Genomic DNA, 11,721 nt, shown 5'->3' on the forward strand with positions numbered 1-11,721 from the left:
TCCCTTTATAGATTAATTGCCCAGTCTAACCAGGGGCTGGCCGCTGGCAACGTTACTGCCGGCCTGGACCAGGACCTCCTGGACAACTCCCCCGGCTGGAGCCTGGATTTCATTTTCCATTTTCATGGCTTCGATAATGAGCAGAACCTGGCCGGCAGTTACTCTCTGCCCCGGTTTAACCCTTACTTCTACTACCGTACCCGGTAAAGGCGATGTAACAGTGCGGTTATCCTGGGGTAAGGGGGGGCGCGGTGATAGGACGGCCTGGTGGACAGGAGGAGTTTTCTTCGCGGGAGCTTTCATTGGCGGGCGTAAATGATCAAATGCCCCACCTACCTCCTCCACTTCGACGCTAAAAGTTTCTCCATTAACAGTAACCTGAAAATGGCGCTTCAACCGGCCATCCGCCTCCTTTCTAACGCCAGCGAACTATGCATTAACTCCTGCCGTCCGGCCAGGACCCAGCGTTTGGTGTTCCTGTTCCAAGGCCGGATGGCCGTGATTTGCCAGCCGGTTTCCGCCGGCATATATACAGCTATGGCAGCGGTAATGGCGGCGACGATTTCCGGGGCAACTGTTTTATCTAAAACAATTTGCTGGTAAGAAACGACCACAAAATATCACCTGCCCTGAAGGTTAAATACAGTTAAACGGGGAAATTGCCGTGTTTCTTAGCCGGGCGGCTTTCCCTTTTGTTAAGCAAAGTTAACAGGACCTGGACTAGATGCCGGCGAGTGAGGGCCGGGTCAATGACGGCATCCACCAGGCCCAGGCCCGCGGCTACATACGGGTTGGCGAATTTCTGCCGGTATTCGGCTATTTTTTGCCGGCGTACCTCGGGCGGATCGGCGGCCTGGCTGATTTCTTGACGGAAGATTATATTGGCAGCCCCTTCGGGACCCATGACGGCAATTTCCCCCGTCGGCCAGGCTACCACATGATCCGCTCCCAGGGAGCGGGAGCACATGGCCAGGTAGGCTCCACCGTACGCCTTGCGCAAGACCAGGGTTATTTTCGGAACGACGGCTTCGGCAAAGGCATACAGCAGTTTGGCCCCATGGCGGATAATGCCGCCCTGCTCCTGTTCGACCCCGGGTAAATAACCTGGGGTATCGACCAGGGTAAGCAGGGGAATGTTGAAAGCGTCACAGAAACGGACGAAACGAGCGGCTTTATCGGCAGCGTTGATATCCAGACAGCCGGCCAGGTGCCGGGGTTGATTGGCAACTATACCTATAGTATACCCGCCCAGGCGGGCCAGGCCGATAACTATATTGGCGGCATATTGAGCCTGGATTTCCAGGAACAGGCCGTCGTCTACCACCCCATGGATTATTTCTTTGACGTCATAGGGTTTATTGGGATCGACGGGGACCAGATTGCGCAAATTGGGACACTGCCGGTCAACCGGGTCAGGGCTGGGTACATAAGGCGGATCTTCCAGGTTGTTACTCGGGAGGTAGCCGAGCAAGGTTCGGATTAAATGCAGGCAATCTTCTTCTGTAGGAGTATAGAAATGGGCTACCCCGCTTTTCGTGGCATGGGTAACAGCACCGCCCAGTTCTTCCGGTGTTACCTCTTCGCCGGTAACGGCTTTGATTACCTGGGGCCCGGTAATAAACATCTGGGCCGTATGATTGACCATGAAAATAAAGTCCATCAACCCTGGCGAATAGACGGCACCGCCGGCACAGGGTCCCATAATGGCGGCAATCTGAGGGATAACGCCGGAAGCATGGGTATTGCGGCGAAAGATTTCCCCATAGCCATTGAGGGCCGCCACCCCTTCCTGGATGCGGGCGCCGCCGGAGTCATTTAAACCAATAATTGGTACCCCTGTCTTCAGGGCCAGGTCCAGGACTTTACAGATTTTGGCGGCGTGCATTTCGCCTAACGAACCACCCATGACGGTAAAGTCCTGCGCATAAACATAAACCTGGCGGCCGTTAATGGTACCTGCTCCCGTAACTACCCCTTCCCCGGGTGTTTCTATATCTTGCATGCCAAAATCTGTGGCCCGGTGGCGGACAAACTGGTCCAGTTCCAGGAAACTGCCCGGGTCCAGCAATAATTCGATTCTTTCGCGGGCCGTTAGCTTGCCGGCAGCATGCTGCCTGGCGATGCGTTCCTCACCGCCGCCGGCTAAAACTGCGGCTCGCCTGGCTTCAAGGTCGGCCAGCCTGGCCTTCATATCTTCACTCAATTAAACTATCCCCCTTATTATTCCCTACCTCCTTATATTACCAGGTAATAAGGCCAGCTTGCAAGTCCTGTTAACAAAACTTTCAATCCATCTACCTGACTATAGCTTGCCCTGGCGCTGCCACAAACTACCCTGAGTAGCAGGGCCACAACTTTTAAGCCATTAACGGAAATGGTTATAACCACCGGGATTTAAAGGCAATCTCTTTCCATCAATGATAATGGTAATACCTTCGGCGGCCGGAACCACCTTGCCGATGGGGGTCACGGGGGTCGGGCAGACTTCGGCTATGGCTTTCTGGACAGCAGCTACCTTGTCCGGCCGGCAGGTGAGGAGGAGCTCGAAATCTTCGCCTCCGTAGAGGGCATAATCCAGAGGATCTTTTTGGTAAATAGCAGCCAGCTGCCTGGTGGCCGGGGCGATGGGCACGGCAGCGGCTTCCAGGATAATGCCTACACCAGAGGCCCGGGCAAGGGTATATATTTCAGCTACCAGGCCATCGCTGATATCATCGGCCGCCGTTATCCCCCCTGCTGGCAGGGCGGCACGAATTTCAGCTACCCTGGGGGTGGGCCGGAAGTGGCGTTCCCGGGCGAAGGTTACGGCCTCCGGTGGGGCCGGGCGCGGTGAGAGCAGGGTATCCAAGCCGGCAGCCGACCCGCCGAGATCGCCCGTTACCAGCAGGACATCTCCCGGCCGGGCGCCGCTGCGGTAGAGGCAGGCTCCCTCTTCTACCCGCCCCAGGATGGCCAGATTTATAACCATTGCCCGGGGGGAAGATACGGTATCGCCGCCGATTATATTGACCCCAAAACGCCGGCCGCATTCCCGTAAGCCCGCGTAAAGCTCGTCCACAAACTCCACCGGCTGCTCCGGTCTTAACCCCAGGGAAACAAGGGCCTGTTCTGGTATACCACCCATGGCGGCAATATCGCTCACATTTACCGCCATGGTTTTGTAGCCTATTTCCCGGGCCGTAGCCGTGGCCAGGGTAAAGTGGATATCTTCCACCAGCATGTCCGTAGAGGCCAGGGTTAGGTAACCTCTTTCCCCTTTTAAGACCGCAGCATCATCACCGATACCCATAATAACCTTATCCGGGACAACTACAGCTCCGGCTTTCAGGCGTTCGATGAGGCCGAACTCCCCAATAGTTTTCAAATTCATGGCTTATTCCCGTCCCCTTTTTCTGGCTATCTATATATTGCCACAGGGACAGGACGGGTGCAAGCCTTCCGTGCTGGGACACGGAAGGCCGCCGGTTTGAATATGCTTCCTTAAACTGGTAAAAACTCAGTTTTGCTGCTGTCCTGAGGTTGATAATAGTTGCTGTAATAATGATAGAATATCTTGGAGGCGTTCCTTGATGAAGGTATCTTCCGGATCCAGGTCATGGGCGGCCCAGTAACTGGCCAGGGCCGGGGCAAAACGGCCATGGTATTCATGAATGACCCCCAGGGCCAGCCAGGCTTCCAGATCCCGGGGATTGTTTACAACCCGGCGCAGGTATGAAAGGTATTTTTCTTTATCTTCAAGAAGATCCTGGTGAAAAAAGACGCTACCTATTTTGACGCGCCAGGTACAGTTATTATCCTGGATTTCAAAGGGACAGGTGCAATTAAAACGAATACCGCGGTTTTTTAAGGCTTTTCGGAAACAGCGGCAGAAGGCGCAGCGGCCGTCATAGCCCAGGCCCTGGATAGCCAGCTCATTACCTTCCAGATTGATGCCGGCACAGGTAGGTATGCGCTCCCGTGTCAGGTCCAGGTAAAAGGCAATCGTTTTTCTCTCCCCGGCGTGTCTGGGCTTGCAATTAATGCGGCAGGTTGTAGGGTGGCCACTGCTTCCAGTCATTATTTCTCTCACTGCTCCTGTAATATCCTATGGCCAGGAAGGGAGAGAAATGACTGTTCGTGGAGGTTGTATTGCCTCCTTCAGGCCTGGTAGGGCGATTACCTTTTATTTCTGAAGGCAGTAAAGGGATGGCAACCAGCCTAACTTTCCAGCCAGTGCCGTGTACTGAGGCGCTGTAGCCCCCAGGGCCACCATAATAGCTTCCATGGCATTGGCCGCCGGGCTGAGACCATCGAAGACAGGCGTTGTTGCCAGAAGCCAGGCGGCCCCGCGCCGGCGCAGGAGTTCCCGGTCGGCAGGCGTAGTGCCGCTGGTAATAATTACCTTGCCGGGCAGAGAAACAGGTAGATGATGACGGATAAAATGCCAGTCCCCGGCAATGATTTTTACCCTGGCGAAGAGATGGCGGTAACGGGGATGAGATTTTTCCTGGTCAAGGCCCAGGGGGTAAAGGTAGGCCAACGGTAAACGGGCCAGGAGGGGCATGGTTAAATAACCCAGGATCATGAAGGTCCATAAAGGAAAACCCAGGGGGAGTTTTAAACCAAAGGCGGCATCCCCGGCCAGGACAGGATAGCCGCCTGCCTGTAAAGCCCTGGCCAGCCAGAAGCGGTCCAGGATGGAAACTACCAGCGCCCTGCTACCGGTGGGTAAAAAAGCCAGCTGGCTTATGGCCCGGGGCTCTATCCATTGTTTCCAGCCTGAGCCATCTACCAGGGGAGTCTTTCTAACCTGGCGAAATAAATACTGGCCTGCCGGGCAGGGGTAACGCCGCGAACCCAGGTGGTAGTAAAAGTTGGCGCCCCCCAGCCCCAGGGCGTCCACCCGTCCATCCAGTTCTTTAAGAAGGCGGGCTGCCATGTCCAGGCGGCCATTGCAGCCGCGCCGCTCCAGGAGGATTGTTTCCTGGCCGCAGTTCAGCTTTATCTGGTAATCCCTTTTAACGGTACCCAAACTGATGCTGACTACATGCTTGATAGCTACTTCGACTCCCTTGCCTGGCTTTTTAAACGTTTGACGAGGTATTCAGCCAGGACGGCGTAATCTTCCGTGGCCAGGATAGCCGCCGCGGAAGCGTCGAAAAGGATAGTCCCGCTGGGGGGAATTTCATCATCTCCGGACCAGAGGGCAAGCCTTACCGGCAAGTATGGAAAGGGATAAAGTTCGACGGCAGCATCGCCGAGGTTTACCGGCCGCCCACCCAGGGGCCGGGCGGCCTGGAGGAGGCCGGCGGGGTCCTGGCCGAAGGTGCGGACCAGGGGCAAGACGGCCCGGCCGTAAAAGGGTTGCTGGTAAAGGCGGCCACCGGGTAATTCCTTAAAAGAGATCCATTCACCCTTGAGGGCAACTGCCGGACCAACCAGGTAGTGGAGGATTAGAACCTGCACCCGCGGGTCGACGCTGCTGCCGTCACTGGTGCTGATTGCCCCACCGGGGCATGATATGTGAAAGACTTCGCTTAATGAAGATAGGATTAACACCTTCTTTTCCTTATCCCAGGTAGCTCCCTTATTGACTGCTATTTCCCGCGGATCCCCGTGCTCCAGTTCCTTACGCGCGAGGTCCAGGGTTACATCCAGGTTATAGGGGAAGCCCAAGCAAACCACGTCCCCTTTCATTGTCCGCTTCCAGAGGGTTTTACTGTTGCAAAGGGTTCCTTCATAATTTTACTAATGTTTTTCTTTAAAGTACCATGGTTTAATAAAAAATAAAAGCCGGTTTTTTATACCGGCCGGGTGTCTAATGTAGCGGGATAACGATGCAATTATGTTTTTCTTCTTCCGCAGCCAGGACCCGTTGTAATTCTGCAGCGCTGACAAACCGGTAAGCTACCTCTTCCCCGCTAATCCAGGTTACCAGGTAGTCCATGCCCCCGCCTCCTCGGGTGTTTTGTATACACCATCCTGTCTTCAGAATAACACCCGCACGAGGAAAATGCAAGGGGGAAAATTAAAATGTTGTTTATTCCTACAGACCTTTGTTTTAGATTTAAAAAAAATGGCTGGCCATGGTAATGGACGGTAAATAAAAATTAAGCCCCGCAAAACCTTGCGGGGCTTAATTTTTTCCTGGTGCGCCAGGTAGGCTTCGAACCCACGACCCGCTGATTAAGAGTCAGCTGCTCTACCAACTGAGCTACTGGCGCATAGATGGCGCGCCCGGCAGGATTCGAACCTGCGGCCTCCGGACTCGGATTCCGTTACTCTATCCACCTGAGCTACGGGCGCTCAACAACTGCAAGTGATATTATAGTATAGATTGCCGTGAAAGTCAATAAGTACATTATCTACCCTGAAAATTACTTCTCTCCAGGCTGGCATTGTTTTCGCTCGCTCCCTGGCCCTCGCGGATCAGCCTAAGGCTCAGCCTCAGGCTCGGCCGGGGTTCCCTGCCTATTCGGCATCCTTGCCTCAGAGGCAGGCCTCGGACATCCTGTCCTCGGCCCCGCCCTCGCTCCTCGGCTTCGCCAAGGCTGTTCAACCGCTCGGACCAAGTCGCTCGCTCCAAACAAATGCCAGCCCGTTATTTTCATTCTTCTGTTGGTGCCGCTATCAGGCGGCATGAATGTCTCAGGTTGAAATATAACCGCAGTGACACCGGCCTCCTGGCGGCGTACCTTTAATCTGGCTTTTAAATTTTGTTATTCTGCACCGGTGGTTTTAGCTGGTGGTTGGGCGTAAAGTAATAGCGGTAGGCCAGCAGGGTGGCGGTAATAGTAGTCAGGGCCGTGGCGGCGGCCACCATATAGGTGACGACCACCTGATACCTGACGGCTGCCGCCGGGCTGGCCCCGGCAATGATCTGGCCGCTCATCATTCCCGGCAACTGGACGATGCCCACCGTCATCATGGTGCTGATGGTCGGTAACATGGCCGCCCGCAGGGCCGAACGCAGGTATGGCAGGACCGCCAGGTAAGCAGTCGCCCCCAAGGACAGGGCCGCCTCGATCTCCCCTCGGTGGGCCTTGATCTCCCCTGTCAGGCGGTTGATGGCCAGAGCGGCACCGATCATAGCGTTGCCGACAATCATTCCGGCGATAGGGATAATATACTGGGGCTGATACCATGGTTTTACCTTTAAAACAATACCGATGACAATGGCCAGGGTTATAATCCCGCCCAGAGCGATGGCCAGGAGCATAATGAAAAATAAGCCGGGCCAGCGCTCCTGTTGCCGGCGGTAGGCGTTGGCGGCAGCCACCAGTAACATGATACCTAAGGCCAGTATTACCAGGTACCAGCGGTTAAGGTTAAAGATCACTTGCAAAAGATAACCGACGGCCGTGAGCTGGACAAAAGTCCTGAGGGTACCGATAAATAGATCCCCGTGGAGGTCCAGGCGCTGCCACAAGGAAACGGCCAGGGTGATTCCTACAAGGATCAGGGCTAGGAGGAGATCGCCGTAGCCGATATTGATATACTGCATCCTTATCCCTCCAACTGCCCGGACAGGAAAAGCCTGCTGCGGGGGTCTTGCGGGGCAGTAAAAAACTGCTGGGCCGGAGCTGCCTCGACTACTTCGCCGTGATGGAGAAAAAGGACTTCGTCGGCAACCTGGCGAGCCTGGTCCAGAAGGTGGGTAACGAAGATGATGGTCAGTCCCAGGCGAGTTTTTAGATCGGCCATCAGGTGCAGAATGTTGGCCGCCGCCGTGGGGTCGAGGGCCGACGTCGGCTCGTCAAGAAGCAAAACCTCCGGTTCGTTGGCGAGGGTCCGGGCCAGGGAAACCCGCTGCTGCTGGCCGATGGAAAGACTGTCGGCCCGGCGGTTCAGGAATTCTGTTCCCAGGCCCACCATCTGGATTAATTCCTCGGCCCTGGCCCGGGACAGCGAGATGCCCCGCAGGCGAGGACCGTAGCTGATGTTCTCCAGCACCGTGCCGGGAAAGAGTGTGGGCAGCTGCCAGACCATTCCCACCCGCCGGCGCAGGGTAAATATATTGAGGCTCTTCAAGTCCTGGCCATCAAGGGTAATACGGCCGGCAGCCGGATCCTCCAAGCGGTTTAGAAGCCTGAGCAGGCTGGATTTACCGGAACCGGAGGGCCCGAGAACAGCGGTGATTTTCCCTTTAAGAAAGGATGTAGTTATCCTGTGCAGGATAATGACAGTCGTTACGTCCCCGGCGGTATTACGGCCGGGACGCTTCAGGGTTACCTCATTTAGCTCAAATTTTGCTTCCCCCATATATACTCCCTTCCCTGGGGACCGCTTCGTCCCGGGCAAAAGTTTTCCCCTGCCAATCAGAACTACAGTTGAGGAGACCTTCTACCCCCGTTGGACAAGGGTCACCTTATCTTCCCGGAGGTTTCCTGCGGCACCTGGCACCTTCCGGTTAAATGCCGGGGTTGCCGGGTTTCGTTGTGGCCCTCCCTCCACCTCTCGCGATAAGCCGTGGGACGGTTTGCGGTTTTGCTAATGAATTAATACCATTACCTGGTTGCAGTGTCAAGATACCTTCGGGGGAGCTATCCCTCCATCTCACATTGGATGGGCCGAGAAAACTTTAACCTGCCCGCCTTAAGCTGCAAAATTATTCAAGGGTGCGGAATATAGGCAGCGACTTAAATTACCGGCTGGGAGCTTTTTATCCGAAGGCGGGAAAAGCAAAACAGCCGTAGGCTCAGATCGTGAAGGGTCTAACCCATCTATTTACCTGCCCGTTACTGTGGCGATAGATTCATAGGTGATTTCTAAAACCCGGTTAAGCTCCGCGTCAGACATCGACAGCACGGGCATGAGGACAATGACATTATCCAGGGGGCGTATAACGAGCCCTCTTCGCCGGGCCTCTATAATAACCCGGTGACCTATCTGCTCCTTCATAGCATAAGGCTCCCTGGTCTCTTTATCGACCACCAGTTCAATGCCTACCATCATCCCGCGCTGGCGGATATCTCCCACATGGGGTAAATCCCAAAAGTTCTGTAGGCCCCGGCGCAAAAGCTCTATTTTGGACTGCAGCGATGCCAGCAGGCCTGTTTTTTCAAAGAGTTCAATGCTAGCCAGGGCCGCTGCACAGGCTAGGGGATTGCCTGTGTAGGTGTGCCCGTGGTAAAAGGTCTTGCATTCTTCCGGCGCACCCAAAAAGGCCTCGTAGATCTCGTCGCTGGCCAGGGTGGCGGCCAGGGGAAGGTATCCCCCAGTTATTCCTTTGGCCAGACACATTAAGTCGGGGGTGACGTCTTCGTGTTCGCAGGCGAAGAGACGGCCCGTGCGGCCAAACCCCACTGCTACCTCGTCGGCAATAAGCAGGACGTTGTATTTTGAACATAAGTCCCGTACCCTGCGAAGGAAACCGTTTGGAGCGGTGATCATGCCCGCCGCCCCCTGGACAAGGGGCTCGATGATGAGGGCAGCAATCTCCTCACAGTGCTTTTCCAGCAACCCCTCTAGCTGGTTGAGGCAGGCCATTTTACAGCTTGCTTCTTCCAGGCCTAGCGGGCACCGGTAACAATATGGTGCCGGGGCGTGCAGGCATTCAAAAAGTAAGGGCTTGAAAATACTGTGGAAAAGAGGTATGCCCCCTACGCTTACTGAGCCGACAGTGTCGCCGTGGTAGGCGTTAACTAGTGAGATGAACCTGGTTTTTTTACGATAGCGCCCACCCTCTTTTTGTTGCCAGTATTGAAAGGCCATTTTGAGGGCAATTTCCACTGCTGTGGCCCCGCTGTCGGAGTAAAAGACTTTGTTTAACCCCGGTGGAGTAATTTCCACCAATTTCCTGGCCAGCAATATGGAAGGTACATTGGCAAGTCCCAGGAGGGTGGAATGGGCAATACGCTCCAGTTGCTCCTTGATGGCCTGGTTTAACTCCGGGTGGCAGTGGCCGTGGACGGTAACCCAAAGGGAGGATATACCGTCCAAATAGCGGTTTCCCTCAACATCGATCAGGTAGCTGCCTTCCCCCTGCATGATGATCAGGGGCTTTTCCTCAAGGTATTGCTGCATTGGGGTAAAAGGATGCCAGACATACTGCTTATCCCATTGTTCGAGGAGTGAGGGATCGTAGCTGCTCAATAGGAGCACCTCCAAATCTTTATGTTTAAGGTTTAAGCCAGGGAACCAGTTGACGCCAGGAAAGGGATTCCTCCACTGCTGCCAAAAGTCCCTCAGCAACCCCGCCTTCCACGCTTATCCCAGTGAGGTGGGGCAGGATACCCAGCACCGGCACGCCGGTCATCCGGGCTACAACTTCGGGATTGTCCCTTTCAGCGGGACCTAATTCTTGCTGCTTTAAGCCATTAAAAACTATCCCTGCTATTTCTAGTCCGAGGCTTTTGGCGTAAGCCACCGTGAGCACCGTGTGATTGATGGTGCCTAAACCTATTCTAGCCACCACAATTAGGGGCAAGGAAAGTTCGCGGGCCAGGTCGGCCATGGTAAATTCAGGGCCAGAGAGGGGCACACACAGACCCCCAGCCCCCTCAATGAGAGTCAACTGGTAGCGCAGAAGGGCCCGCCGGCAAAAATCTATTACTTTTGGGGGCTCTATCTTTTCCCCGCAAAGCTTGGCCGCCAGGTGAGGTGATAACGCCGGGGTAAAGCGATAAAGGTTTAACTGGTAAAGGGGGTGGGAAAGGCCGGCTGCCACCCGGTAAAAATAAGCATCTTCAGGAACTAGTTCCCCATTTCTAGCAAGCGCTCCGGTTTGCACCGGTTTGATGGCCACGGCCTCAATACCATGCCGGCGGAGAACGCCCGCCAGACCGGCGGTTACTATCGTTTTTCCCACGCCGGTATCCGTTCCGGTTATAAAGTAACCTTTTCTGGAATACTCCATTGGCTATTCTCCTCCAGTATTGAGGTAAGGTCTGTTACTCCATTTATGGTGCTGATGTGCGTTATCAAAACGGGTTCCTCCTGCAGCCTGGTGAGGTACTCTGCAAAATTTATATCCTGGATACGGACAAAGAACACCCGACCTCCTTTAAAGGAAGGGTGCTTCAAATAAGGTATGCGTACATAGCCCAGGGACCGGGAGGAAACATAACCAGTGGTATAATGGGGGTCGTCCGAACAACATATTTCGGCCAGGGTTCCAGCCCAGATCACCTTGGAGGCCAGGGCCAGGGCTTCCTTAATCCGGAAATGGTTTAAACCCAACTGTTCCAAGAGGCACGATAACTCTTTAGCCGCCCGGAGAGTATAATCCATGCGGGAGACGCGCACTCCCCGCCACGAGTCGGGCTCCAGCCGCCTGCAGCTGTGGGCATCCATGATCACCGCCCCTCGCATGTTGCCACCGCCAGGCGCAGGACCCCGGGCGAGGAGATTTATGGCTTCGTCCACAGCCTGCTCCCATACCCCGCTGGCCAAAAGAAGCTGGCGGGCGCAGGAGAGCGCCTGCTCATTGTTGCCAGCTTTTACCGTGACCAGCGGCAGGGCGGTAATCCCCTTTATTTTAGAAGCCTGCAAACGCTCGATGCTGATATTGATAAAATCAGGTTTGCCGAGGGCATGGTTTCTGGCCCGGCAAAGCATTTGCCGGACGGCAGCAGCCACCTGCTGCGAGGAGACAATCCTTTCCGCCCCCGATATGTGCCGGCCCTCCTTTTCGTGGGGAGCCCTCTGGGCAGCCCTCATCCGGACGCTATATACCTCTTCCTGCAGAAGCAATCCCTCCCTCAATTTGCGCCTTAGTTTTAGCTGTGATTTTCCCATCAT

General features: G+C 55.0%; 13 protein-coding genes, 2 tRNA genes and 1 riboswitch. All 15 genes read right to left on the reverse strand.

The window, feature by feature from the left end; genetic code table 11:
* Nucleotides 1-12: 12 nt before the first annotated feature.
* Complete coding sequence (locus MCACP_RS06640) at nt 13-396, reverse strand: biotin/lipoyl-containing protein (RefSeq protein ID WP_406678552.1); 384 nt, start codon at nt 394-396, stop codon at nt 13-15.
* Nucleotides 393-614, reverse strand: coding sequence for a hypothetical protein (locus tag MCACP_RS06645; protein ID WP_406678553.1), 222 nt, complete (start codon nt 612-614; stop codon nt 393-395). Before MCACP_RS06645 ends, MCACP_RS06640 begins: the two co-directional genes overlap by 4 nt.
* A gap of 32 nt (nt 615-646) precedes the next feature.
* Nucleotides 647-2,191 carry an acyl-CoA carboxylase subunit beta gene (locus MCACP_RS06650; RefSeq protein ID WP_406678703.1) on the reverse strand — a complete coding sequence of 515 codons (1,545 nt, stop codon included), beginning with the start codon at nt 2,189-2,191 and terminating at the stop codon, nt 647-649.
* Between the two features lie 174 nt (nt 2,192-2,365).
* Nucleotides 2,366-3,370: a thiamine-phosphate kinase gene (gene thiL / locus MCACP_RS06655; protein ID WP_406678554.1), complete on the reverse strand. Its 1,005-nt coding sequence runs from the start codon at nt 3,368-3,370 to the stop codon at nt 2,366-2,368.
* A gap of 126 nt (nt 3,371-3,496) precedes the next feature.
* The gene (locus MCACP_RS06660) at nt 3,497-4,057 is read right to left on the reverse strand and encodes a tetratricopeptide repeat protein (RefSeq protein ID WP_406678555.1); all 561 of its coding nucleotides are present in this window, start codon (nt 4,055-4,057) and stop codon (nt 3,497-3,499) included.
* Nucleotides 4,058-4,162: 105 nt separating this feature from the next.
* Nucleotides 4,163-5,011 (reverse strand): quinate 5-dehydrogenase, encoded by an 849-nt coding sequence (locus tag MCACP_RS06665; protein ID WP_406678556.1) that lies wholly within the window; start codon nt 5,009-5,011, stop codon nt 4,163-4,165.
* 26 nt (nt 5,012-5,037) lie between these two features.
* The gene (locus MCACP_RS06670; RefSeq protein WP_406678557.1) at nt 5,038-5,676 is read right to left on the reverse strand and encodes a DUF3786 domain-containing protein; all 639 of its coding nucleotides are present in this window, start codon (nt 5,674-5,676) and stop codon (nt 5,038-5,040) included.
* A gap of 121 nt (nt 5,677-5,797) precedes the next feature.
* Nucleotides 5,798-5,926 (reverse strand): hypothetical protein, encoded by a 129-nt coding sequence (locus MCACP_RS06675; protein ID WP_406678558.1) that lies wholly within the window; start codon nt 5,924-5,926, stop codon nt 5,798-5,800.
* Nucleotides 5,927-6,127: 201 nt separating this feature from the next.
* Nucleotides 6,128-6,203: transfer RNA gene (locus MCACP_RS06680), tRNA-Lys, on the reverse strand.
* 5 nt (nt 6,204-6,208) lie between these two features.
* Nucleotides 6,209-6,285, reverse strand: a tRNA-Arg gene (locus MCACP_RS06685).
* Between the two features lie 403 nt (nt 6,286-6,688).
* On the reverse strand, nt 6,689-7,483 hold the full coding sequence (locus MCACP_RS06690; protein WP_406678559.1) for an ABC transporter permease: 795 nt from the start codon (nt 7,481-7,483) through the stop codon (nt 6,689-6,691).
* 2 nt (nt 7,484-7,485) lie between these two features.
* On the reverse strand, nt 7,486-8,241 hold the full coding sequence (locus MCACP_RS06695) for a phosphate ABC transporter ATP-binding protein (RefSeq protein ID WP_106004368.1): 756 nt from the start codon (nt 8,239-8,241) through the stop codon (nt 7,486-7,488).
* Nucleotides 8,242-8,344: 103 nt separating this feature from the next.
* A riboswitch (SAM riboswitch) is annotated at nt 8,345-8,448 on the reverse strand.
* A 258-nt stretch (nt 8,449-8,706) separates the two neighbouring features.
* Complete coding sequence (bioA, locus tag MCACP_RS06700) at nt 8,707-10,074, reverse strand: adenosylmethionine--8-amino-7-oxononanoate transaminase (RefSeq protein WP_406678560.1); 1,368 nt, start codon at nt 10,072-10,074, stop codon at nt 8,707-8,709.
* A gap of 25 nt (nt 10,075-10,099) precedes the next feature.
* Nucleotides 10,100-10,837 carry a dethiobiotin synthase gene (bioD, locus tag MCACP_RS06705; RefSeq protein WP_406678561.1) on the reverse strand — a complete coding sequence of 246 codons (738 nt, stop codon included), beginning with the start codon at nt 10,835-10,837 and terminating at the stop codon, nt 10,100-10,102.
* The gene (locus tag MCACP_RS06710; protein WP_406678562.1) at nt 10,807-11,721 is read right to left on the reverse strand and encodes a 6-carboxyhexanoate--CoA ligase; all 915 of its coding nucleotides are present in this window, start codon (nt 11,719-11,721) and stop codon (nt 10,807-10,809) included. Before MCACP_RS06710 ends, bioD begins: the two co-directional genes overlap by 31 nt.

Origin of the sequence: Neomoorella carbonis (assembly GCF_045278715.1) — a bacterium.
Classification (GTDB): domain Bacteria; phylum Bacillota; class DSM-521; order Neomoorellales; family Neomoorellaceae; genus Neomoorella; species Neomoorella carbonis.

What these genes read in the sequence shown, in the direction of transcription:
- MCACP_RS06675 (WP_406678558.1), bottom strand. Translation starts at nt 5,926, where the DNA reads ATGGACTACCTGGTAACCTGGATTAGCGGGGAAGAGGTAGCTTACCGG.
- MCACP_RS06690 (WP_406678559.1), bottom strand. Translation starts at nt 7,483, where the DNA reads ATGCAGTATATCAATATCGGCTACGGCGATCTCCTCCTAGCCCTGATC.
- thiL (WP_406678554.1), bottom strand. Translation starts at nt 3,370, where the DNA reads ATGAATTTGAAAACTATTGGGGAGTTCGGCCTCATCGAACGCCTGAAA.
- MCACP_RS06670 (WP_406678557.1), bottom strand. Translation starts at nt 5,676, where the DNA reads ATGAAAGGGGACGTGGTTTGCTTGGGCTTCCCCTATAACCTGGATGTA.
- MCACP_RS06695 (WP_106004368.1), bottom strand. Translation starts at nt 8,241, where the DNA reads ATGGGGGAAGCAAAATTTGAGCTAAATGAGGTAACCCTGAAGCGTCCC.
- MCACP_RS06710 (WP_406678562.1), bottom strand. Translation starts at nt 11,721, where the DNA reads ATGATGGGAAAATCACAGCTAAAACTAAGGCGCAAATTGAGGGAGGGA.
- MCACP_RS06660 (WP_406678555.1), bottom strand. Translation starts at nt 4,057, where the DNA reads ATGACTGGAAGCAGTGGCCACCCTACAACCTGCCGCATTAATTGCAAG.
- bioD (WP_406678561.1), bottom strand. Translation starts at nt 10,837, where the DNA reads ATGGAGTATTCCAGAAAAGGTTACTTTATAACCGGAACGGATACCGGC.
- MCACP_RS06650 (WP_406678703.1), bottom strand. Translation starts at nt 2,191, where the DNA reads ATGAAGGCCAGGCTGGCCGACCTTGAAGCCAGGCGAGCCGCAGTTTTA.